The organism is Streptomyces diastatochromogenes (assembly GCF_002242805.1).
Taxonomy (GTDB): domain Bacteria; phylum Actinomycetota; class Actinomycetes; order Streptomycetales; family Streptomycetaceae; genus Streptomyces; species Streptomyces diastatochromogenes.
On record NZ_MCGQ01000004.1, the window covers coordinates 1 to 22,352 of the forward strand.

The 22,352-nt window shown below is 72.4% G+C and carries 19 protein-coding genes; 5 read left to right on the forward strand and 14 right to left on the reverse strand.

Going from position 1 to position 22,352, the window contains the following annotated elements; all coding sequences use genetic code 11:
- From BEK98_RS01490 to BEK98_RS01505, 4 genes are all read right to left on the reverse strand, one after another.
- Window positions 1-2,306: nSTAND1 domain-containing NTPase (locus tag BEK98_RS01490; RefSeq protein WP_208642976.1), on the reverse strand; the 2,306-nt coding region annotated here is incomplete at its 3' end.
- A gap of 25 nt (window positions 2,307-2,331) precedes the next feature.
- Window positions 2,332-2,652: a CU044_2847 family protein gene (locus BEK98_RS01495; RefSeq protein WP_094214489.1), complete on the reverse strand. Its 321-nt coding sequence runs from the start codon at window positions 2,650-2,652 to the stop codon at window positions 2,332-2,334.
- 102 nt (window positions 2,653-2,754) lie between these two features.
- Window positions 2,755-3,387, reverse strand: coding sequence for a hypothetical protein (locus tag BEK98_RS01500; protein ID WP_094214490.1), 633 nt, complete (start codon window positions 3,385-3,387; stop codon window positions 2,755-2,757).
- A 112-nt stretch (window positions 3,388-3,499) separates the two neighbouring features.
- Window positions 3,500-5,335, reverse strand: a complete 1,836-nt coding sequence (locus BEK98_RS01505; protein ID WP_094214491.1) for a glycoside hydrolase family 3 protein — start codon at window positions 5,333-5,335, stop codon at window positions 3,500-3,502.
- A 350-nt stretch (window positions 5,336-5,685) separates the two neighbouring features.
- Between BEK98_RS01505 and aroA the strand changes: the two genes are divergently transcribed.
- Window positions 5,686-6,924 (forward strand): 3-phosphoshikimate 1-carboxyvinyltransferase, encoded by a 1,239-nt coding sequence (gene aroA / locus BEK98_RS01510; protein WP_094214613.1) that lies wholly within the window; start codon window positions 5,686-5,688, stop codon window positions 6,922-6,924.
- A gap of 37 nt (window positions 6,925-6,961) precedes the next feature.
- Window positions 6,962-7,555, forward strand: coding sequence for an RBBP9/YdeN family alpha/beta hydrolase (locus BEK98_RS01515; protein WP_094214492.1), 594 nt, complete (start codon window positions 6,962-6,964; stop codon window positions 7,553-7,555).
- Here BEK98_RS01515 and BEK98_RS01520 read toward each other — a convergent pair.
- The 4 genes from BEK98_RS01520 to BEK98_RS01535 form a co-directional block, all read right to left on the reverse strand.
- On the reverse strand, window positions 7,530-8,771 hold the full coding sequence (locus BEK98_RS01520) for an MFS transporter (protein ID WP_094214493.1): 1,242 nt from the start codon (window positions 8,769-8,771) through the stop codon (window positions 7,530-7,532). The two genes, BEK98_RS01515 and BEK98_RS01520, sit on opposite strands and share 26 nt — an antisense overlap.
- Window positions 8,772-8,914: 143 nt before the next feature.
- Window positions 8,915-9,715, reverse strand: coding sequence for a sugar phosphate isomerase/epimerase family protein (locus BEK98_RS01525; RefSeq protein WP_094214494.1), 801 nt, complete (start codon window positions 9,713-9,715; stop codon window positions 8,915-8,917).
- 16 nt (window positions 9,716-9,731) lie between these two features.
- Window positions 9,732-10,661 (reverse strand): bifunctional helix-turn-helix transcriptional regulator/GNAT family N-acetyltransferase, encoded by a 930-nt coding sequence (locus tag BEK98_RS01530; RefSeq protein WP_094214495.1) that lies wholly within the window; start codon window positions 10,659-10,661, stop codon window positions 9,732-9,734.
- A 161-nt stretch (window positions 10,662-10,822) separates the two neighbouring features.
- The gene (locus BEK98_RS01535) at window positions 10,823-11,878 is read right to left on the reverse strand and encodes a LacI family DNA-binding transcriptional regulator (RefSeq protein WP_094214496.1); all 1,056 of its coding nucleotides are present in this window, start codon (window positions 11,876-11,878) and stop codon (window positions 10,823-10,825) included.
- 278 nt (window positions 11,879-12,156) lie between these two features.
- Between BEK98_RS01535 and BEK98_RS01540 the strand changes: the two genes are divergently transcribed.
- The 3 genes from BEK98_RS01540 to BEK98_RS01550 are packed head-to-tail and all read left to right on the forward strand — an operon-like array spanning window position 12,157 to window position 15,289.
- A complete protein-coding gene (locus BEK98_RS01540) occupies window positions 12,157-13,308 on the forward strand; it encodes a Gfo/Idh/MocA family protein (RefSeq protein ID WP_094214497.1) in 1,152 nt (383 codons plus the stop codon).
- Complete coding sequence (locus BEK98_RS01545) at window positions 13,305-14,456, forward strand: dihydrodipicolinate synthase family protein (RefSeq protein WP_094214498.1); 1,152 nt, start codon at window positions 13,305-13,307, stop codon at window positions 14,454-14,456. The genes BEK98_RS01540 and BEK98_RS01545 overlap by 4 nt, the downstream gene beginning before the upstream one ends.
- 32 nt (window positions 14,457-14,488) lie before the next feature.
- Window positions 14,489-15,289 (forward strand): sugar phosphate isomerase/epimerase family protein, encoded by an 801-nt coding sequence (locus BEK98_RS01550; RefSeq protein WP_094214614.1) that lies wholly within the window; start codon window positions 14,489-14,491, stop codon window positions 15,287-15,289.
- A gap of 40 nt (window positions 15,290-15,329) precedes the next feature.
- On the opposite strand, the gene BEK98_RS01555 is transcribed toward BEK98_RS01550, so the two are convergent.
- The 6 genes from BEK98_RS01555 to BEK98_RS01580 form a co-directional block, all read right to left on the reverse strand.
- Window positions 15,330-16,184, reverse strand: coding sequence for a phosphotransferase family protein (locus BEK98_RS01555; protein WP_094214499.1), 855 nt, complete (start codon window positions 16,182-16,184; stop codon window positions 15,330-15,332).
- Between the two features lie 276 nt (window positions 16,185-16,460).
- Entirely contained in the window at window positions 16,461-16,850 is a 390-nt protein-coding gene (rbsD, locus tag BEK98_RS01560) for a D-ribose pyranase (RefSeq protein WP_094214500.1), read from the reverse strand.
- Window positions 16,847-17,749 (reverse strand): ribokinase, encoded by a 903-nt coding sequence (locus BEK98_RS01565; RefSeq protein WP_094214501.1) that lies wholly within the window; start codon window positions 17,747-17,749, stop codon window positions 16,847-16,849. Before BEK98_RS01565 ends, rbsD begins: the two co-directional genes overlap by 4 nt.
- A gap of 73 nt (window positions 17,750-17,822) precedes the next feature.
- A complete protein-coding gene (locus BEK98_RS01570; RefSeq protein WP_094214502.1) occupies window positions 17,823-19,772 on the reverse strand; it encodes an ABC transporter permease/substrate-binding protein in 1,950 nt (649 codons plus the stop codon).
- Window positions 19,762-21,282 (reverse strand): sugar ABC transporter ATP-binding protein, encoded by a 1,521-nt coding sequence (locus BEK98_RS01575; protein ID WP_094214503.1) that lies wholly within the window; start codon window positions 21,280-21,282, stop codon window positions 19,762-19,764. The genes BEK98_RS01570 and BEK98_RS01575 overlap by 11 nt, the downstream gene beginning before the upstream one ends.
- Window positions 21,279-22,319 carry a LacI family DNA-binding transcriptional regulator gene (locus BEK98_RS01580; protein WP_094214504.1) on the reverse strand — a complete coding sequence of 347 codons (1,041 nt, stop codon included), beginning with the start codon at window positions 22,317-22,319 and terminating at the stop codon, window positions 21,279-21,281. Before BEK98_RS01580 ends, BEK98_RS01575 begins: the two co-directional genes overlap by 4 nt.
- Window positions 22,320-22,352 lie beyond the last annotated feature (33 nt).

Here is a 22,352-nt window from a genome sequence, read left to right on the forward strand (position 1 = left end):
GCGAGAGTGCGGCCATCAGGACTGAAAGCCACTGAAGACACCGGGTTGGTGTGACCAGACAAGCGCTTGGGCAGCGGGAGGGCTGCGGCGGTTTGCACGCTCTCGATGGATTCGGGAGTGCGGCTGGTGCGGTATGCCTGGACAGCCAGCAGTGAGGCGAGTTCGGGGTTCACGCCGATGAGGTTGTTGGACTGGGCAGCGAGCTGCCGGGACAGCGCCGCCCGCTGTTCCGCGACAGCCGTCCGCCACTGCGAGAACGCCCCCGCGCCAGCAAGGACCGCGAGCACCAGCAACGTGGCCAGCACCATGACAAGCCGCCTGCGCCGCTGGGCGACCGCCTCCTGGCGTTGCCGGCTCGCGGAGAGAAAGGCCGCGATGTCGTCGGGCAGACCACGTTCCCGTGACCAGTCGACGCCTTCCCCGAGCGCCGTCCCCGCGAGCAGGTCACCCGGGTCTTTCTCCGCGGCCCAGCGGAGCTGCCGTTCACGGGTGCGGTTGAGCCACCCCTGGAATTGGCGATCCTCGCGCACCCAATCCCGCAGTTTGCCCCAGTCACGGATGAGCGCGTCATGAATCAGTTCCGCCACCGGCTCCCTGGGAGGCGCATCGGGGCGACGGGGATCGCGGAGCGACTGCGTGGTGATGATGCGATGGTTCGTGAGCGTGGCGATGACGATGTTGATGTCGCCGTCGGGTGAACCGTCCGGGCCCGCCGCCAGGTCGCGCAGATCGTTGAGGGGCACCTGTGCGCGGACGGCGGGGATGCGGCGGCCGGGGTCCTCCGGGTGCACCAGCGAGGTGAGGATGCGCTCCGCGATGTGCTGCTGATCGGCGGACAACTTGTTCAGGGCGCTGTCGCACCACGTCGTCAGGCTTCCGGTGACCGCCCCGATGCGCCGGTACGCCTCATGGGTGAGGTAACCGTCCTCCCGCCGGGACCACAGCTGCTTGAGCGTCAGCTCCAGCAGCGGCAGCACAGTGACCGGTGCCAGCCGAGTCGCCGTCGCTTCGGGGCTGCTCTCCAGGACGTCGCTGATGATCTGCTCGGGCAGTCCCGGCTGGAAGCGGAGTCCCACGTCCTCGGCGGGCAGCACGATGATGTCGTGCAGGTCGCGCTGGCTCAGCGCGCCCGGGACGTTGAGCAGCCCGGGTGTCGAGGCCTCCAGCAACTTGGGTGCGAGGGATGCCAGTTGGGGATAGAAGTCGTCGCGCATGACCAGGATCACGCTGAGCCTGGTGGGCGCGTCGGCGGCCGCGGTGATGTCGTTGATGACGTCCAGGAAGTCCCGCAGCCGGCCGTCGGCGCCCTGGACCAGAAGCTCTTCGAACTGGTCGACGACCAGCAGAACGCGCTCGTGGTCGGGCTCCTTCTCCAGCCTGCGGATGACCGCGGCCGTGATCCCGTCCCGCGCCGCCCCGGGCAGCCCGGCACGCTCGATCTCCGTCGGCAGATCCTGCCGGGGCCGGGCCAGCACCGGCAGCCACCGATCGCTCCCCACCACCTCCCCCTCCGCCAGCGCCCGCAGCACACCCGCCTGGATCAGTGACGACTTGCCCGACCCGGACGGCCCGAGCAGCAGCGTCAGCCGCCGCCCCAGGGCCAGGTTCGCCACGACCTGCCGTACCGCGTCCCCGCGCCCCTCGAACCAGCGGGCGTGCTCCGCGGTGAACGGCTCCAGGCCCCGATAAGGGCAGACCTCCTGTGCCGCCAGCTCCGGGCGGACCTCCCGCAGGACCTCGGTCGGGGTGACGTACGCGATGCCCTGTCCCCGCCTGAACCCGTCGGGCGCCGTGATCTCGGTGACCATGCCGACGACCAGGCCGGTCTCCTGGTCCAGGACGGGCCCGCCGCTGAACCCGGTGGTGAGGTCGTTGGCGTCGGTCAGCTGAAGGAGCGCGCTCCCGTCCTGCGAGGCCGGCAGCAGATCGCCCACCGTGCCGAAGCCCAGGTGCCCGTCCCGCGGTGCCTGGGCCGGAAAGCCGTACGACCGGACCTCGTGGCCACCGCACCCCGCCGCGGAGCCCAGCGGCAACACCCGCGTACTCGGCGGCGTTTCACGGAGCCGGACAAAGGCGACGTCCTCGCCCTCGGGCGCACGCCACCCCTCGACGTCCCCCTCCAGCCCGTCGGCACTCGTCGCACGCGGGAAGGCCAGTCGCACCCGCTCCCCGGGCCCGGACCCGGCCGCCCGGACCACGTGCGCACAGGTGACCAGGACGTCCTCGGCCACCAGGAAACCCGCCCCCGCCACACTCCCGTCCGGCCCGAGGATCTGCGCGACCGCCGTGGGCAGGTCCGACGGCATGCCATCGTCAGCCCTTCTTCCGGGGCTAGCCACCGTCGCCCGTCCACGACACCGTCACCTGCAGATGACAGTTCGCCCGGCTCTTGGTGATCACCGCCCCGGCCTCGACCGCGAGGTCCACCCCGAACTCGACCGTGATCTGGTCGGGCCGGGCCTTGCGCAGCTGGTCCAGGGCGGCCTGCGCGGCCTGGGTGATCGGTACCAGAGCCTGCTGCAGCGTCTCCGGCACCTCACGAATGGCGTCCCCGACGAGCCCGGCCTTCACCGGCCCCTTGAAGCCGGCCGCCCCCTCGACCAGAAGGCAGCCCCCGCCCTCCAGTGGAATTCGGGTCAGAGGTGTGGTCAAGACGCCTCCTTCGTTGCTCGCGGGCGCTCATCAGGGATCCCGGCCAGCATCGATCACGTCCGACAGGTGCCGCAGCTCGTAGGGGGCCGTACGGAGGAGCCCTCACACCGGCCGGGCACAGCCCACCGGCCGTTGCCCGCTCAGCTGGACGTAGAGGACGGTCGACGCGGGGCAGTCGGATCGGTCGGGGACCGCCTTGGTGATCCTGTACCGCGGCTTCCGGGGCCCCGACCCGTCGCACGCCGTCTCCCGCACCTGGCCGTCGCCCGAGTCGTACACGCAGTCGCCGGGGATCGTGCGGGGGCCGCCGCCGGCGCCCGGGTCGCCGGGGTGCGGGGGTTCCAGGTTGCGCATGCAGGCGTAGCCCTGGGGGATCGCGCCGTCGCCGTCCTCGTCGTCCTGCGGCCGCTGTTCGCTGATGTGCAGGACGAAGTCGGTGGTGGGCGGGCACAGCGGGCCGTCGGTGACCGTGCCGTCGTAGCGGGCGGCGACCCGGGCGGCGGCCCGCTCGCTGGTGCAGGGCACCTCGGTGAAGCTGGCGGTGCCGAAGGAGCTGCACTCGCCGACCCCGAGGAACTGGGCGCCGTAGCCGGTGGGGCGGAGGGTGGCGGGACGGGCGTTGCCCACCGGGGCGTCGGCCGGGCCCTGGCAGCCGCTGACCAGCAAGGCCATGATGAGGGCAGGGGCTAGCGGCAGCAGCCGGTACGCCACCCCCGTGGCACCTTTCCCGCGCATCGCCAACCCCCCAGACACCCCCGTCCAGCGTGGCCCCGGTGAGGGGGCCACGCCAGGCGAACGGTGGGGTTTCCGCCCTTTGGGTGGGGTGTGTCCGGTGTGTGACGTACGTCTAGTACGTCAGGCCGTGACCGAGGGGGTACAGCACCTGCGTCGGATCATCCGCCCGCTGCACCGGCACCGGGAGCCTGCCCCGTGGGTCCACCCGTCCGGCGATCACCCGCGCGGCGGCGCGCAGTTCGACGTCGGTCCAGGAGTAGGCCGCCAGGCAGGCCTTCACGGCGGGGAACTGGGCCACGTCGTAGGGGTTGCGGATGGCGACGGCCACGACCGGTCTGCCGGTGGCGAGCAACTGCTCGACCAGGGTTCGCTGGGCGCTGCCCGCCGTGACGTTGTACGTCCCGACGACCACCGCGTCCGCGTCCTGCGCCGCCGCCACCGCCTTGGCGACGGTCGTCGCGGACGGGGCGGTGCCGGTGGACAGGGCGGTGGCGGTGAACCCCAGTTCGGTGAAAGCGCCGGCCAGGACCGAGGTGGGCGGGCCGGTGGTGCCGGACGGGGAGGCCGGGTCGGCGCCGACGACCAGGATCCTGGGCGTGGTGCGGGGGTCCAGCGGGAGGGTGTCGTCCTCGTTGACCAGCAGGGTCGTGGTCCGCTCGGCGATCCGGTCCGCGGTGGCCAGGTGGGACTCGGTGCCCACGGTGCGATCGACGCCGGCCCGGGTGGCGTACGCCTGGTCGAGGAGTCCGAGCCGGCCCTTCAGCCGGAGGATCCGCAGGATCGATTCGTCCAGCCGGGCCTCGGTCAGCTCGCCGTTCTGGACGGCGTTCAGGACCGCGTGCCAGGCCACGTCGATCGAGGGCGGGTTGAGCAGCTGGTCGACTCCGGCCTTCAGGGCCAGCACCGGCACCCGGTCGTCGCCGTACTTGGTGCGCACGCCCTCCATGCCGAGGGAGTCGGTGACCACGACCCCGTCGTAGCCGAGTTCGCCGCGCAGGATGCCGGTGAGGATCGGGTGGGAGAGGGTCGCCGGGTCGCCGGAGTCGTCGAGGGCCGGGAACTGGATGTGGGCGGTCATGACCGAGTCGATGCCCGCCTCGATCGCGGCCCGGAAGGGGACCGCGTCCAGCTTCTCCCACAGCTCCCGGCTGTGCGTGATGACCGGGAAGCCGGTGTGGCTGTCGACGGCGGTGTCGCCGTGCCCCGGGAAGTGCTTGGCGGTCGCCGCGACCCGGGACGCCTGATAGCCCCTCACCTCGGCCGCGACCAGGGCCGCCACCGCGTCCGGGTCGGCCCCGAAGGACCGTACGCCGATGACCGGGTTGGCCGGGTTGACGTTCACGTCGGCGTCGGGGGAGTAGTCCTGGTTGATGCCCATCGCGCGCAGCTCGGCACCGGAGACGCGGCCGAGGGTGCGGGCGTCGGAACGGGAGCGGCCCGCCCCGATCGCCATCGCGCCCGGGAACAGCGTGGCCGGCTTGCCCACCCTGCACACTATGCCGTGCTCCTGGTCGGTGGCGATGAGCAGCGGCAGGCCACGGGGCTGCTCCAGCGAGGCCCGCTGGATGCCGTTGGACAGGTCGGCGATCTGGTGGGGGTCGCGGGTGTTGTGGGCCCAGGTGAAGTAGATGACCCCGCCGACCCGGTACTTCTCGATCAGCTCGGCGGCCGTGCGGACCCCGATCTCCTTGAGGTTGGCGTCGATGTCGGCCTGGTCGGGGGCGGTGGCGGAGTGGCCGTAGACCCGCATCACGAAGAGCTGGCCGACCTTCTCCTCCAGCGTCATGCGGGAGACGAGGGCGCGGAGCCTGCGGTCGTTCGGGGTGGCGGCGTGGGCGGCGGTGGCCGGGGCGGTCAGCGCGGCGGTGAGCCCTGCGGTCGCGGCGAGGACGGTCCGTCTGGACGGCCGTGCGGTGTTTCCCGTGCTTCCCGTGCTGCTGTCGTGCACGTGCGCTCCTTCCAGAGGAGAACCGCTGAAGGAAACTTCCGAGGAGCCACCAATATCCGGGAAGTTTCTTTCCGTCAAGTGACTGCACAGTAAGCCAGCATGGGGCCGCCATCGGCGCTTGGGAGGGGGGCGCGCCGATGGCGGTGGGCTGTCGGGCGTGGTGCGGCGGAGAGGGTACGTCGGCGTTCGCGGCCTGCGGCGAGGGCCGACACCGCACCACGGATTCGTCCGGCAGCTTGTGCGTTGGACGGGCGGGGAGGGCGACGGGTTCCCGTGGGCGTGCGAGGAGGCGTGGTCCAGCCCCTGGACATTCCGCCCATCCGCCCGGGCGACGGACCATCATGGCGGCCATGCCCGCAGTCGACATCCCCGGATCCAAGTCCATCACCGCCCGCGCGCTCTTCCTCGCGGCCGCCGCCGACGGCGTCAGCACCCTCGTACGGCCCCTGCGCTCCGACGACACCGAGGGCTTCGCCGAGGGCCTGGTCCGGCTCGGCTACCGGGTGGGCCGTACCCCGGACGCCTGGCAGGTGGACGGCCGCCCGCAGGGCCCGGCGCTCGCCGAGGCCGACGTGTACTGCCGCGACGGCGCCACCACCGCCCGCTTCCTGCCCACCCTGGCGGCCGCGGGCCACGGCACCTACCGCTTCGACGCCTCCCCGCAGATGCGCCGGCGCCCCCTCGCCCCGCTCACCCGGGCCCTGCGCGACCTCGGCGTCGACCTGCGGCACGAGGAGGCCGAGGGCCACCACCCGCTGACCGTCCGGGCGGCCGGGGTCGAGGGCGGCGAGGTCGTGCTGGACGCCGGCCAGTCCTCGCAGTACCTGACCGCGCTGCTCCTGCTCGGCCCGCTGACCCGCAACGGCCTGCGGATCCGGGTGACCGACCTGGTCTCGGTGCCGTACGTGGAGATCACGCTGGCGATGATGCGGGCGTTCGGCGTCGAGGTGGTCCGGGACGGCGAGGTCTTCGAGGTCCCGCCGGGCGGCTACCGGGCCACCACCTACGCCATCGAGCCGGACGCCTCGACCGCCAGCTACTTCTTCGCCGCGGCGGCCGTCACCCCGGGCCGCGAGGTGACCGTGCCCGGCCTCGGCTCCGCGGCCCTCCAGGGCGACCTGCGGTTCGTCGAGGTGCTGCGGCGGATGGGCGCGGAGGTGGACGTCGCCGCGGACCGGACGACCGTACGCGGCACGGGAGTTCTGCGCGGCCTGACCGTCACCATGCGGGACATTTCCGACACCATGCCGACCCTCGCCGCGATCGCACCCTTCGCCTCCGGTCCGGTCCGTATCGAGGACGTGGCCAACACCCGGGTGAAGGAGTGCGACCGCCTGGAGGCCTGCGCGGAGAACCTGCGGCGGCTCGGCGTGGACGTGGCGACCGGCCCCGACTGGATCGAGATCCGGCCCGGCACACCCCTGCCGGACGTCGGGATCAAGTCCTACGGCGACCACCGCATCGTGATGTCCTTCGCGGTGACCGGACTGCGCACGCCCGGGCTGTCGTACGACGATCCCGGCTGCGTACGGAAGACGTTCCCGGACTTCCACGAGGCGTTCGCGGCACTGAGCGCCCGGAAACACTGACTGGACCGGAAGAAAGGGAGCGGAAATCATCGCCCGCATGACCACGCACTCGTACCTCATCCTGCACGGCTGGCAGAACCACCGGCCCGAGGGCCACTGGCAGCACTGGCTCGCCGGCCGGCTCACCGCCCTGGGCCACCGGGTCACCTACCCGCAGCTGCCCGACCCGGACGACCCGGACCTCGAGGTGTGGCTCGGCGAACTGGCCCGCCACCTGGAGGAGTTGGACGACTCCGGGGAGCGGGTCGTCGTGGCGCACAGCCTCTCCGCCGTGCTGTGGCTGCACGCCGCGGCCCGGGGCATGAAGCAGCAGAGGTACGCGGACCGGGTGCTGCTCGTCGCGCCGCCGTCCGGATCCGTCCTCGTCCGGTACCCGGAGGTGGCGGCCTTCGCACCGCCCGCCCCCGACTTCGTACTGCCCGGCGCGACCCGGCTCGTCGCGGGCGACGACGACCCGTACTGCCCCGAGGGCGCCGACCGCCTCTTCGGTGCGCCGCTCGGCATTCCCACCGACGTCGTCCCGGGCGCCGCGCACCTCGACCTGGACGCCGGTTACGGCTCCTGGCCGGGCGTGCTCGACTGGTGCCTGGACGGCTCCGTACCGCTCACGGCGCGTCCGGCAGCCCGGTAGCCCGGTCCCTCAGCTCGGGAGTCGTCGCCGCGACCGCCGTCACCGCCAGGACGCACATCACGCCGCCGGTGACCAGGGCGGTCGCGCCGGAACTCCAGCCGGCGACCAGGCCGCCGCGTACGTTGCCGAGGCTGGGCCCCGCCTGGCCGACGATCGCCTCGGCCGCCGTGACCCGGCCGAGCAGCGCGTCCGGGGTGCGGGTCTGCACGATCGTGGACCGGGAGACGACCGCCGTGGCGTCCGCCGCCCCGGCCACGGCGAGGAGCGCGAGGCCGATCCAGGGGTCGGTCGACAGACCGAAGGCGACCAGGGCCGCACCCCAGGTGGCGGAGGCGCACAGCATCACCGCGCCCGGCCGGCCGAGCCGGGTCAGCGAGCCGGACAGCGCCGTCGCCGCGAGGCCGCCCACCGCGAGGGCCGACAGGAGCAGGCCGAGGGTACGCGGGCTGTTCCCGAACCGCTCGGCGTTGACCAGCGGGAAGACACTGACCGGGAAGGACAGCACGGTGGCGGCGAGGTCGGTGATCAGCGCGCCCCGCACCACCCGGTGCCCGGCCAGGAACCGCAGCCCGTCCAGCACCCCGCGCATCCCCGCCCGCGACGGCTCGCCCTCCGGCTGCAGCGCGGGGAGCCCGAAGGCGCCGTAGAAGGCGAGACCGAAGCTGAGCGCGTCCAGCAGATAGCAGACGCCGATGCCCAGCCAGCCCAGCAGCACACCGGCCAGGGCCGGGCCGAGCAGAAACATCGCCTGGCCGGTGATCTGGTTCAGGGCGAGACCGGCGGGCACCTGGTCCTTGGGCAGCAGCCGCGGCACGAAGACACCGGCCGCCGGGGCGCCGAGCGCACCGAAGCACGACTGGACGGCGACCAGCGCGAGCACCGTCACCACCGGGACATGCCCGGCGAAGCCCTGCACGGCCAGCAGCAGCGAGCAGGCGGCCTGGCCCACGGTGGCCGTCAGGAAGATCCGCCGCCGGTCCGCGCGGTCCACCCGGGCCCCCGCGAACAGCCCGAACACCACCAGCGGCAACGCCTGCGCCAGCCCGACCGCACCGGTCCACGCCGTGCTGCGGGTCATGTCCCACACCTGGTACATGACCGTCACCAGCGTCATGTACCCACCGAGCAGAGACACGGTCCGCCCGACCAGCAGCCGCCGGAAGACGGGCGAGGTACGCAGCGGCCGTACGTCAATGAGCGAGCGGCTGAGGCTCATGAGACTGGGCGGGGGCAGGGGAGGGCACAGCGTGCGGGTGGGGGAATCACCGGGGGAGGCTATCGGGGGGCCCAGGGCCCGGCCAGCGAATTATCCGGTGGCCGGGCACTACGCGGCAGTCCTCCGCGAGGGCCGTGGGCGGGCTAGGCCGCCTCGCCCAGCAGGCGTACGAGGTGGTCGCGGCCCGCGCTCAGCAGGTCCGGGAGCGGGGCCGCCGACTCGTACCAGCGCTTCTCGTACTCCCAGCACAGCCAGCCGTCCCAGCCGTGGCGGGAGAGGACGTCCACGCACTCGGTGAGCGGGAGGATGCCCGCGCCGAGCGGGAGCGGAGTGGTGTCGTCGACCGAGGCGATGTCCTTGACCTGGACGTAGCCGAGGTGCGGGGCGAGTGCCGCGTAGCTGTCCGAGGGCTGCTCGCCGCCCAGCCAGGTGTGCATCACGTCCCACAGCGCGCCCACCTGCCGGTGGCCCACCGGGCCGAGGACGCGGATCGCGTCGGCGGCGGTGCGGTGCGAGTCGTGGGTCTCCAGCAGGATCCGGACACCGAGCGCGGAGGCGTCCTCGGCGGCGGTGCCCAGCCGCCGGGCGGCGATGGCGTCGGACTCCTCGCGGGGCCGGTCCGGGTCGGCGCCGGGGAAGACCCGGACGAACGGGGCGCCCAGGTCGTGGGCCAGCTGGAGGAGTTGACGGATCTCGTCGAGGACGGGGGTGTCGTCGCCGGGCGCGGCGACGCGTGCGTACCCGGCGAGGCCCAGCACTTCGACCCCGGCCCCCTTGAACAGCGCGGCCGTCTCGGCCCGCTCGGCGGCGGGGAGGCCGGGGTGCACCGGCTCCTCGGGATGGGTGCGCAGTTCGACGCCGTGGTAGCCGTGCGCGGTCGCGAGCGCCAGGACCTCAGGGATGGGCAGGCCGGGGACACCGAGAGTGGAGAACGCCAGCTTCATGCTCGGACCCTACTCGTCACACGCCCGATCCGGGCAGATCCAACCGCCAGTCCTGCCCCATCAGATCCTTGCCGAAGGAGCGGTGCGGCCGCTCGGCGACGAGCACGAAGCCGTGCCGCTGGTAGAGATGCCGGGCGCTGCTGAGCACGTCGTTGGTCCACAGCACCAGGTCGCGGTAGCCGACTCCGCGCGCGAAGTCGACCACGGCCCGCACCAGCCGGTCACCGATGCCGTGCCCGCGCGCGTCGGGCTCCACGAGGAGCAGCCGCAGCCGCGCGGTGGCGGGAGCGTCGTCCCGCACGCACATCACACACCCCACCGCCCGCCCGTCCAGTTCCGCGATCCACACCCGCTCCAGATGCGGGTCGTGGTCCTCGGCGAAGTCGGCGACGATCCTCGCCACCAGCCCCTCGTAGTCGGCGTTCCAGCCGTACTCGGCCGCGTACAGGGCGGCGTTGCGCTGCACGATCCAGCCGAGGTCACCGGGCAGCGGCTCCCGCAGGGCCACATCACCCGGCGTCCCCTGCTCGCCCCCGAGGATGCCCCGGATGGTCCGCATCGCCTCCGCCAGCCGCGGCCGGTCCTCCGGCGCCACGGTGTCCAGCAGCGCCCCGACCGTCTCCCGCGCCCGCTCGTCCAGCAGCGCGGCGGCCTCGCGCCCGGCCGCGGTGAGCGTGACGCTCCTGCGGCGCGGATCCGCCGCGGACGTCCCGCGCTCGATCAGCCCCGCCTCCTCGAACTTGTTGAGGATGCGGCTCAGATAGCCGGCGTCCAGCGCGAGCCGGGTGCGCAGGTCGGCCGCGTCCAGATGCCGGGCGTGCGCGAGTTCGTACAGGACGCGGGACTCGGTGAGGGTGTACGGCGCGTAGAGGTGACGGCCGTAGTCGAGGGCGCCGATGACGCCGGTGTAGAAGCGGTTGAAGGCACGGACGTCCTGGACGGTCATGATCGCCCCCGGATACTTGACTCAGTCAGAGATACCGTTCCCCCGAGGCTAGGTCGAAGCGCCCGCGCCGTCCACCGCCTCCCAGTGTTCCGCCGTAAAACCCCACTCCGGGGAAGCCCGCCCACGTCGGGCCATGCGACGGATGCACCACTGGCCGTCGGCTACTGGCCGACGCGCCGAGGCACCCCCGTAGACCCCCGCACCATCAACTCCCCCCGCACCGAGGCAATCCCCCCGGGCGGCGGCTCCTCCCGCCCCATCGCGATCCGCCCGGCCCGGGCCCCCGCCTCCGACAGCGGCAACCGCACCGTCGTGAGAGAGGGCACCGCGTCGATGCTGAACGGCAGGTCGTCGAACCCGGCCACCGACACGTCCTCGGGAATCCGCAGCCCCGATTCCCGCAGCGCGGCGCACGCGCCCACCGCGACGGAGTCGTTCGCGGCGACTATCGCGGTCAGGGACGGGTCCCGGCGCAGCAGTTCCAGCGTGGCCTCGTAGCCTGACCGCCGGTCGTAGCGGCCGTAGACCGTCCAGCGAGGGTCCTCCTCGATGCCCGCCGCCGTCAGCGCACTGCGGTGGCCCTCCAGGCGGTGCCGGGTGGTGGTTCGCTCCTCGGGGCCGCCGATGTAGCCGAGCCGGCGGTGGCCGAGGCCGATGAGGTGGTCCGTGAGGGCGCGGGCGCCGCCACGGTTGTCGAAGGTCAGCGCGATGGCCTCGGTGTCCGGAGCCGGCGGCCGCCCGCACAGCACGACCCGGGTCCCGGCCTCCGCCAGCTTGCGCAGCTTCGCCGCCACCGCCGCCGCGTGCGGCGCGTTCTCCACGGCGCCGCCGGTCAGCACCACGGCCGCGGCCCGCTGCCGCTGCAGGAGGGTGAGGTAGGTCAGTTCGCGCTCGGGCGAGCCGCCGGTGTTGCAGACGACCGCCAGACGTTCGCCGCCCGCCCGGCCGCCCGGCCCGCCGATCTCGCCCTGGATCGCTGAGGCCATGATCCCGAAGAAGGGGTCCGCGATGTCGTTCACGAGGATGCCGACGAGGTCGGAGGTGGCCGCGGCGAGCGCGCTGGCCGGGCCGTTGAGGACGTAGTCCAGTTCGTCCACGGCCCGCAGTACCCGCTCGCGAGTGGAGGCGGCCACGGGGTAGTTCCCGTTCAGCACGCGCGACACCGTCGCGGGGGAGACCTGCGCGCGGGCCGCCACATCCGCCAGGGTCACCGTCATCTCGTCGTCCTCCGGTCGCGCATCTGGTCGCGCATTGGTGCTCGTACTTCCACGTAGACAGGCCGGGCACGGTCACGGTTCCCGGTCGGTGTCGAGCAGACCTTAAGGCCAACGACCCCGGTTGTTCGCCCCCTCGAACAACTCGAAGAGGACACGGTCTTGTACAGACCCAGTTCAGAGGCTAGCTTCTCCAGATAGAAAGCGCTTGCTGCGCTTGCCGCTGACGACGACGATGCTGATGCTGATCGGGGCGCCCGGCGCCCACGAAGGGGACTGACGTGACACGCAAGACGGTGCGTATCGCCATGAACGGCGTGACCGGGCGCATGGGCTACCGCCAGCACCTCGTCCGGTCGATCCTCGCCCTGCGCGAACAGGGCGGCCTCGACCTCGGCGACGGCACCGTGCTGTGGCCCGAGCCGATCCTGCTCGGCCGCCGCGAGCACGCCCTCAGGGAGATGGCCGACCGGCACGGCCTGGAGCACGTCTCCACCGACCTGGACGCCGTCCTCGCCGACCCGACCGTCGACATCTACTTCGACTCCCAGGTCACCTCGGCCCGCGAGGAGTCGATCAAGAAGGCCATCGCGGCCGGCAAGCACATCTACACCGAGAAGCCCACGGCCACCGGACTGGAGGGCGCCCTGGAGCTGGCCCGCCTGGCCCAGGAGAAGGGCATCAGGCACGGCGTCGTCCAGGACAAGATCTTCCTCCCCGGCCTCCTGAAGCTGAAGCGCCTGATCGACGGCGGCTTCTTCGGGCGGATCCTGTCCATCCGGGGCGAGTTCGGCTACTGGGTCTTCGAGGGCGACTGGCAGCCCGCCCAGCGCCCCTCCTGGAACTACCGCGCCGAGGACGGCGGTGGCATCGTTGTCGACATGTTCCCGCACTGGGAATACGTGCTCCACGAGCTGTTCGGCCGGGTGACCTCCGTCCAGGCCCTGGCCACCACCCACATCCCGCAGCGCTGGGACGAGGACGGCAAGCCCTACGACGCGACGGCCGACGACGCCGCCTACGGCGTCTTCGAGCTGGAGGGCGGCGCGATCGCCCAGATCAACTCCTCGTGGGCGGTCCGCGTCAACCGCGACGAGCTGGTGGAGTTCCAGGTGGACGGCACCGAGGGCTCGGCGGTCGCCGGCCTGCGCAACTGCCGTGCCCAGCACCGCAGCGCGACCCCCAAGCCGGTCTGGAACCCGGACATCCCCGCCACCGAGGTCTTCCGCGACCAGTGGCAGGAGGTGCCGGACAACGCCGAGTTCGACAACGGCTTCAAGGCCCAGTGGGAGCTGTTCCTGAAGCACGTCTACGCCGACGCGCCGTACCACTGGGACCTCCTGGCCGGCGCCCGCGGCGTCCAGCTCGCCGAGCTGGGCCTGAAGTCCTCGGCGGAGGGCCGCCGTCTCGACGTACCGGAGATCGCGCTGTGACCATCCAACTTCCCGGCGCCGCCGGCGACCTGCGGACGTACGAGCCCCGGACCGAACCGCTCGCGCTGACGACCGGCACCCCCTTCACCTCCCGTACGGTCTTCTCGGCGGCGCACGTCGTGGCCGACCCGTTCGCGGACACGACCCCCGACTCGCCGGCCGCCGTCGACTGGGACGCCACGCTCGCCTTCCGTCGCCACCTGTGGTCCCACGGGCTCGGTGTCGCCGAGGCGATGGACACCGCCCAGCGCGGGATGGGCCTGGACTGGGCGGGCGCGGCCGAGCTGATCCGCCGGTCTGCGGCGGAGGCGCACAGCGTGGGTGGCCGGATCGCCTGCGGTGTCGGCACCGATCAGATCACCGGCGGCACCCTGGCCGAGATCCGCGCGGCCTACGAGGAGCAGTTGGCGGTCGTCGAGGAGTCCGGCGCGCAGGCCATCCTGATGGCGTCCAGGGCGCTCGCGGCCACCGCTCGCGGCCCCGAGGACTACCTGGAGATCTACGGTCATCTCCTCCGCCAGGCCGCCGAGCCGGTGGTCCTGCACTGGCTGGGCCCGATGTTCGACCCGGCGCTGGAGGGCTACTGGGGGTCGTCCGACCTGGACGCGGCGACGGACACCTTCCTGGAGGTGATCGCGGCGCACCCGGACAAGGTGGACGGCATCAAGGTCTCGCTCCTGGACGCCCAGCGCGAGATCGACCTGCGCCGCCGCCTCCCGCAGGGTGTGCGCTGCTACACCGGGGACGACTTCAACTACCCCGAGCTGATCGCGGGCGACGAGAAGGGCTTCAGCCACGCCCTGCTCGGCATCTTCGACCCGCTGGGACCCCTGGCGGCCGAAGCCGTCCGCGTCCTGGACACGGGCGACACACCGGGCTTCCGCGCCCTGCTCGACCCCACCGTGGAGTTGTCGCGCCACCTCTTCCAGGCCCCGACCCGCTTCTACAAGACCGGAGTCGTGTTCCTGGCCTGGCTCGCGGGCCACCAGACCCACTTCACGATGGTCGGCGGCCTCCAGTCGGCCCGTTCGCTGCCCCACTTCGCCCGCGCCTACGAACTCGCCGACGGCCTCGGCCTGTTCCCGGACCCGAAACTGGCCGAGGAACGTATGAAGAACCTGCTGTCGCTGTACGGGGTGAACCAGTGAGCACCGGACTCGAACGCTTCTCCATCAACCAGATGACGGTCAAGCAGCTGTCCCTGCCCGAACTGGTGGACGCCTGCGTGCAGTTGGGCGTGCCGGGCGTGGGCCTGTGGCGCGAGCCGGTCCAGTCGTACGGCGTCGAGGCGACCGCCAAGCTGGTCCGTGACGCGGGCCTGACGGTGACGACCCTGTGCCGTGGGGGCTTCTTCACGGCGATCGACCCGGCCGAGCGGGAGCAGGCCCTGGCTGACAACCGCCGGGCGATCGACGAGGCGGCCGCGCTCGGCACGGACACCCTGGTCCTGGTCTCGGGCGGCCTGCCCGCGGGCTCGCGCGACCTGCACGGCGCCCGCGAGCGCATCGCCGACGCGCTCGCGGAACTGGGGCCGTACGCCGAGGAACACGGCGTACGCCTCGCCATCGAACCCCTGCACCCCATGTACGCGTCGGACCGCTGCGTGGTCTCCACCCTCGCCCAGGCCCTGGACCTCGCCGAGCGCTTCCCTGCGCACCAGGTGGGCGTGACCGTGGACACGTACCACATCTGGTGGGACGACCAGGCCCCCGCCCAGATCGCCCGGGCGGGCGCGGGCGGCCGCATCCACACCTTCCAACTGGCCGACTGGACCACCCCCCTGCCCGAGGGCGTCCTCACCGGCCGCGGCCAGATCGGCGACGGCGCGATCGACATGCGGGAGTGGAAGGGGTATGTGGAGGCGGCCGGTTACACGGGCCCGATCGAGGTCGAGCTGTTCAACGAGGAGCTGTGGGCCCGGGACGGGCGGGAGGTGCTGGCGGAGACGGCGGAACGGTTCGTGACGCACGTCGCCGGTTGAGCGCCGAGGGCCCCCGCCCGGGTGGCAGGGGCCCGACACGTCACTCCGTGCCGAACCACGCCTCCGCGAGCGAGGGCAGCGTCTCCTCGGCGGGCGCGCGCAGTTCGCTCAGGTACCAGGGAAGGTCGCTGTACACGTGCAGCAAGGTGTACGCGAGCAGGTGGGGCGGCTCGAAGGTGTGGTCGTAGGCCCCGGCGAGCCGGGCCAGCAGGTGCGGGTCGCCGCGGGTGACGAACAGGCCGACGGCCACGAAGTCGTAGGCGCGGTCGCCGATCATGGCCGGTTCGAAGTCGAAGAGCCCGGTCAGACGCCAGCCGTCGGGATCGACCAGGAAGTGCTGCAGCATGACCTCGGTGTGCAGCAGGGAACGGTGCGGGGCGCGCGGCAGCGGGACCGAGGCGAGGAAGTCCGGGATCTGCTCCAGCCAGGCGGCCGGCAGTCCCTTGGCGCGCTGCTGAGCCACGGCTCCGGCGGCCTGGCGGTCCAGGAAGGCGCCCCAGTCCGCGGGGCCGAGGACGTCCCCGAGGGGGGCGGGGTCGAGGGAGTGCAGCACCGCCAGGGTCTCGCCGATCTCGGTGACGAGCCGGTCGCGGTGGCCGCGCGGCACCCGGTTCCAGACGTGGGCCAGGTTCTCGCCGCGCAGGCGGGACATCAGGACGTAGTGGCCGCCGTTCTCGTAGGGGCCGAAGTCACGCACCTGCGGGGTCGGCACCGGCAGCCGTCCCTGGAGGTGGGCGAGGACGCGGCCTTCGGTGACGCCGGCCGCCGCGGCAGCTCCGGGGAACAGTTTGAGCACGTGCTCGTCACCCACGGCGTAGACCGGCTGCGAGCCGTCCGCGAACCGGGTCAGCGGTGCGCCGGCGAGGCCGAGGCGGGCACAGAGGTCCTTCAGCATGATCGGGACCGTAGGCCACCGGTTTGCGGTGAGCAACGGAATTCGACGGCCGTCGCAGGAAGCCGCGAAAAATCATGAGTGGGCGTGCAACCCTCCCCCCACCTCGCGTGTCGTACTTCGCATCAGGACCTCCAGGGGAGGGACCCGGGGGGGATCGCGAGGTTCTGATACGGAGGGGAAAGCCGAGGGGGCGTGCCCGGTCGACGGACCGGGCACGCCCCCTCGAAACTTCGGGGCGTCGCTGACTTCAGGACCTCAGCCGCTGACTTCAGGGCCTCAGAAGAACACCCCGCACCGCAACAGCACGTTCGCGTACGGCCGTGCCTCGCCGGTGCGCACCACCAGCCGCGCCCCCGCCGACAGCTCCTTCAGCCGCTCGTGCGGGACCAGCGCCAGGCCGGGGAAGTGCCCGTCCAGCAGCGCGGCCGCCGCCGGATTCGCGCCCCGTACCTGCTCCGCCGCCGTGGCCCCCTCCACCACCAGCTCGGCCAGCAGCCCGTCCAGCACCTCGGCGAAGGACGGGACACCGGCGCGGAAGGCGAGGTCCACCACCCGGGGACCGTCCGGTATCGGCATGCCCGCGTCGCACACCAGAACCCCGTCGCCGTGCCCCAACTCGGCGAGCGCACCCGCCAGATGGCGGTTGAGAATGCCCGCCTTCTTCACAGCGCGTCGACCTCCGAGGCCGTCGGGTACGACTCCTGCGCGCCCCGCTTCGTCACCGCGGCCGCCCCGACCCGGGCCGCGTAGGCCGCGGCGTCGGCCAGTGCGGAACCCGCGCCCAGCTTCCAGGCCAGGGCGGCCGTGAACGCGTCGCCCGCCCCCGTCGTGTCCACCGCGTCCACCTTCACCGACGGCACCCGGGTCACCCCGGAGGAGTCGCACACCAGCGCCCCCTCCGCGCCCAGCGTCACCACCACCGAGCGCGGGCCCTTGGCCAGCAGCAGCCGCGCCCAGTCCTCGGGCTCCTCGCCGACGGCGGAGTCGCCGAGGAGCACCCGGGCCTCGTGCTCGTTGACGATCAGCGGGTCGCAGGCGGCCAGTACCTCCGTGGGCAGCGGGCGCGGCGGGGACGGGTTCAGCACGAACCGGCTGCCCTCGGCGAGGTTCCGTACGACCTCCACGACCGTCTCCAGCGGGATCTCCAGCTGCGCCGACACCACCCGCGAGGTGAGGAAGAGGCTGACGGCGGCCCGGACGTCGGCCGGGGCCAGCCGGGCGTTGGCGCCGGGGGAGACCACGATGCTGTTGTCCCCGGAGGGGTCGACGGTGATGAGCGCGACGCCCGTCGGCGCCCCGCCCACCAGCACGCCCACCGTGTCCACCCCGGACGCCCGCTGCGAGTCGAGCAGCAGCCGGCCGTGGGCGTCGTCGCCGACCCGGGCCAGCAGTGCCGTACGCGCCCCGAGCCGGGCGGCCGCGACCGCCTGGTTGGCTCCCTTGCCGCCCGGGTGGACGGCGAGGTCGCCGCCGAGCACCGTCTCGCCGGCGGCCGGCCGCCGCTCGACGCCTATCACCAGGTCGGCGTTGGCCGAACCCACGACCAGGAGGTCGTAGTCGTACATGAAAAGACTCCCTAGGGAAACGAGTTGAGGCGGCCGGGGCTCGCCCTGAGCCACCGGCCGCCTCCGAGGTACCTCAGCCGGTGAACCCGGCGACGTTCTCCTTCGTGACCACCTTCACCGGCACCTTCACCGTCGACTCCACCTTCTTGCCCTGGATCGCCCGCAGCGCGTTGTCCACGGCGATCTTCCCCAACTGGCTCGGCTGCTGCGCCACCGACGCGTACAGCGTGCCGTCCTTGACCGCCGTCAGACCGTCCGGAGTTCCGTCGAAGCCGACGACCTGGACCGACGTGCCGGCCTTGGAGCCCAGCGCCTTGATCGCGCCGAGGGCCATCTCGTCGTTGGCGGCGATGACGCCCTGGACGTCCGGGTGGGCCTGGAGCAGGTTCGACATCACGTCGAGGCCCTTGGTGCGGTCGAAGTCGGCGGGCTGCTGGGCCAGGACCTGGATGCCCGGGTAGGCCTTCAGCCCCTTGGCGAAACCTTCCGCCCGCTCGCGGGCCGCGGAGGTGCCCGCCTGGCCCTGCAGGATCACGATCCTGCCCTTGCCGCCCAGCTTCTCGGCGACCGTCTTCGCGGCCAGCTCACCGCCGGCGACGTTGTCGGAGGCCACCAGGGCGTCCACCGCGGCCTTGTTGACGCCCCGGTCGACCGCGACGACCGGGATCCGCGCCTTGCCGGCGGCCTTCACCGAGTTGCTCGCCGCGTCCGAGTCCACCGGGTTGACGATGATCGCGCCGAGGTTCGAACTGGTGAAGTTCTGCAGCTGGTTGGCCTGCTGGGAGGCGTCGTTCTGGGCGTCCGTGACGGTGAGGTCCACGCCCAGCTTCTTCGCCTCGGCCTGGGCACCGGACCGGATCTGCACGAAGAAGGGGTTGTTGAGGGTGGAGAGGGAGAGGCCCATCTTCGGGGTCGTCGTGGCGGAGGAGCCGCTGTGCAGGAAGGAGGTGGCACCTACGATCGCGACCGTGACCACCGCCGCGAGCGCGTACGTGCCCGCCTGCTTGCCCTTGCCGCCACCCGCGCCGGCGGTCACCGGGGTCGCCCCGGCCTTGCGCCGCAGGGTGTCGAGCAGCACCGCCAGCGCGATGACGACACCGATGACCACCTGCTGCCAGAAGGCGGAGACGTTCAACAGGTTCAGGCCGTTCCTCAGCACCGCCAGGATCAGCGCACCGATCAGGGTGCCGGACGCCTTGCCCGTGCCGCCCGCCAGCGACGCCCCGCCGATGACGACCGCGGCGATCGCGTCCAGCTCGTAGCCGTCGGCGGCCTGCGGCTGGGCGGAGGAGAGACGGGCGGCCAGCACGATGCCGGCGACCGCGGCGAACACGCCGGAGAACGCGTAGATGGCGAGCTTCTGCTTCTTCACCCGGAGGCCGGACAGACGCGCCGCCTCCTCGTTGCCGCCGATCGCGTACATGGAGCGGCCGATGTACGTCCGGCCGAGCACGAACGCGGCGACCAGCCCCATGACGACCATGACCAGCACCGGCACCGGCAGCCAGCCGCCGAGCGTGTCACCGAGGTGCGAGACCGAGTCGGGGAAGGCGATCGGGGAGCCCCCGCTGATGACCAGCGACAGACCACGCGCCACCGACAGCATGGCAAGCGTCGCGATGAACGGCGGCAGCTTGCCGTACGCGATCAGGAAGCCGTTGACCAGACCGGCCACGATGCCGGTGGCGACCGCCAGGACCACGGCCAGGAAGACCGGCACGCCGTGCGAAGTCGCACTCCAGGCGAGGACGGTGGCCGACAGGGCCGCCACCGAGCCGACCGACAGGTCGATGCCCGCCGACACGATCACGAAGGTCACACCGAACGCCAGGATCGCCGTCACGGCCGCCTGGGCACCGACGTTGAGCAGGTTGTCCGTCGTCAGGAAGTCACCGGACAGCGCCGACAGGGCGATGACCAGGACGATCAGCGCGGTGAGCGCGCCGTTGTCGAGCAGGAGGCGGCGCAGGCCGGCCGGGGCGCCACCCGCGCCCGTCGTGCTCTTGAGCGTGTCAGTGGCCACCGGTGGCCTCCAGTTCGGTAGTAGGGGTGCTCACGGCGAGGGACATCACCGCGTCCTGCGTGGCCTCGTCGGCGGAGAGTTCACCCGCGATCCGGCCCTGGGCCATCACCAGCACCCGGTCGCTCATGCCGAGCACCTCGGGCAGATCGCTGGAGATCATCAGGACGGCGGCTCCGGCGGCCGTCAGCTCGTTGATCAGCTGGTAGATCTCGACCTTGGCGCCGACGTCGATACCGCGCGTCGGCTCGTCGAGGATCAGCACCTTGGTGTCGGCGAGCAGCCACTTGCCGATGACGACCTTCTGCTGGTTGCCGCCGGAGAGGGTCCGCACGTGCTGGCCCAGCCCGGCCATCCGCACGCCCAGCTGCCCGGCGATCCGCCCGGCCGCCTCGCGCTGCCCCTTGAGGTCGACGAGCCCGGCCCGGGTCGCCTTCCGCAGGGTCACCAGGCCGAGGTTCTCCTCGACGGAGGCGTCCAGCACCAGCCCCTGGCCCTTGCGGTCCTCGGGCACGAGGCCGATCCCGGCCGCCATGGCCGCGTTCACGTCGTGCCGCCTCAACTCGCTGCCGGAGACCTTCACGGCCCCCTTGTCGTACGGATCCGCGCCGAACACGGCCCGTACGACCTCGGTACGGCCCGCGCCGACCAGCCCCGCGATGCCGACGACCTCACCGGCCCGCACCTCGAAGCTCACGTCGTGGAACACACCGTCCCGGGTCAGCCCCTCGACGGTGAGCAACGCGGCGCCCTGCTCGGCCCGTTCGCGCGGGTACTGCTGCTCGATGGAGCGGCCCGCCATGAGCCGTACGAGTTCGTCCTCGGGCGTGGACGCGGGGACCTGCCCGACGCTCTTGCCGTCCCGGATGACCGTGACCCGGTCGCCGAGGGCGGCGATCTCCTCCAGGTGGTGGGTGATGAAGACGATCCCGACGCCGTCCGCGCGCAGCGAGCGCACGATCGCGAAGAGCTTCTCGACCTCCTCCGAGGTGAGCACGGCGGTCGGCTCGTCCATGATGAGCACGCGCGCGTCGAGGCTCAGCGCCTTGGCGATCTCGACCATCTGAAGGCGGGCGATACCGAGTTCGCGCACCCGCGCGCGGGGGGACACGTTCACGCCCACGCGCGCGAGGAGCACCTCGGCGTCGGCCTCCATCCGCTTACGGTCGATCATCCCGAACCGGCGCGGCTGGCGGCCCAGGAAGATGTTCTCGGCGACCGTCAGATCGGGAACGAGGTTGAACTCCTGGTAGATGGTGGCGATCCCGAGGCGCTCGGAGTCCTGCGCACCGTGGATGCGCACCTCCTCGCCGCCGGCCAGGATCCGCCCGGCGTCGGGCGTGTAGGCACCGGAGAGCATCTTGATGAGCGTGCTCTTGCCCGCGCCGTTCTCACCGAGCAGCACGTGCACCTCGCCCCGGCGCAGGTCGAAGTCGACGCCGTCCAGCGCCACCACACCCGGGAAGGTCTTGCGTATGCCCTCGATGCGCAGCAACTCGTCCGGGTTGCTCACGACGTGCTCCTTTGCACTGGGGAGGGGGACGGCTCCTGGGGAGCCGGCTCGCCGCACGAGCGGCGTACGACGAGACGGGCGGCGAAGGTGACGGACGCGGGGACGTCCCGTCCCTCGATGCGGTCCACCAGGGCCCGTACGGCGGCCCGGCCCAGCTCGCCCGTGGGCTGGGCGATCGCCGTGATCGGCGGATCGGTGTGCACGAACCACGGGATGTCGTCGAACGCGGCCAGCGCGATGTCGTCCGGGACGCGCAGCCCGCGCGCGCGGATCGCGTCCAGGGCACCGAGTGCCATCAGGTTGTCCGCGGCGAAGACGACCTCGGGCGGCTCGGGCAGGTCGAGGAAGCCCTCGGTGACCCGCCGGCCGCTCTCGGCCTGGAAGTCGCCCTGGCCGATGTGGGCGTCCGGGAGGGGGAGCCCGTACTCGGCCATGGCCGCCCGGAAGGCCTCGACGCGCTCGCTGCCGGTCGTGGTCGCCGCCGGCCCCGCGATGATCGCGAGCCGCCGGTGCCCGAGCCCGTACAGATGCGCGACGAGATCCCGTACGGCCGCGCGTCCGTCGGCCCGGACGACCGGTACCTCGACGCCCGGGATCCACCGGTCCACGAAGACCATCGGCGTTCCCGCGCGCGCGGCGTCCAGCATCAGCGGGGAGCCGCCGTCGGTGGGGGAGACGAGCAGGCCGTCGATGCGGCGGTCCAGCAGGGTCCGTACGTGGTGGTCCTGCAGGTCCGGCCGTTCGTCGGCGTTGCCGATGATCACGCTGTAGCCGAGGGCGCGGGCCTCCTCCTCGACGGAGCGGGCCAGCTCGGTGAAGTACGGGTTGAGTACGTCGCTGATGACCAGGCCGAGGGTGTGGGTCTGGTCGGTGCGCAGGGAACGGGCGACGGCGTTCGGGCGGTAGCCCAGCGCCTCGACGGCGGCCAGTACGCGCGTGCGTGCGTCCGCGCTGACCGACGGGTGCTCGTTCAGGACGCGCGACACCGTGGCGACGGACACGCCTGCCGCGGCGGCCACGTCCTTGATGCTCGCCATCGCCGGCTCCACCTCCTCGTGGAATCGTTTACA

Coding starts and splice junctions, on each gene's coding strand:
- BEK98_RS01500 (WP_094214490.1), bottom strand. CDS start 3,387: ATGCGCGGGAAAGGTGCCACGGGGGTGGCGTACCGGCTGCTGCCGCTA.
- aroA (WP_094214613.1), top strand. CDS start 5,686: ATGCCCGCAGTCGACATCCCCGGATCCAAGTCCATCACCGCCCGCGCG.
- BEK98_RS01515 (WP_094214492.1), top strand. CDS start 6,962: ATGACCACGCACTCGTACCTCATCCTGCACGGCTGGCAGAACCACCGG.
- BEK98_RS01520 (WP_094214493.1), bottom strand. CDS start 8,771: ATGAGCCTCAGCCGCTCGCTCATTGACGTACGGCCGCTGCGTACCTCG.
- BEK98_RS01525 (WP_094214494.1), bottom strand. CDS start 9,715: ATGAAGCTGGCGTTCTCCACTCTCGGTGTCCCCGGCCTGCCCATCCCT.
- BEK98_RS01530 (WP_094214495.1), bottom strand. CDS start 10,661: ATGACCGTCCAGGACGTCCGTGCCTTCAACCGCTTCTACACCGGCGTC.
- BEK98_RS01535 (WP_094214496.1), bottom strand. CDS start 11,878: ATGACGGTGACCCTGGCGGATGTGGCGGCCCGCGCGCAGGTCTCCCCC.
- BEK98_RS01550 (WP_094214614.1), top strand. CDS start 14,489: ATGACGGTCAAGCAGCTGTCCCTGCCCGAACTGGTGGACGCCTGCGTG.
- BEK98_RS01555 (WP_094214499.1), bottom strand. CDS start 16,184: ATGCTGAAGGACCTCTGTGCCCGCCTCGGCCTCGCCGGCGCACCGCTG.
- BEK98_RS01565 (WP_094214501.1), bottom strand. CDS start 17,749: ATGTACGACTACGACCTCCTGGTCGTGGGTTCGGCCAACGCCGACCTG.
- BEK98_RS01580 (WP_094214504.1), bottom strand. CDS start 22,319: ATGGCGAGCATCAAGGACGTGGCCGCCGCGGCAGGCGTGTCCGTCGCC.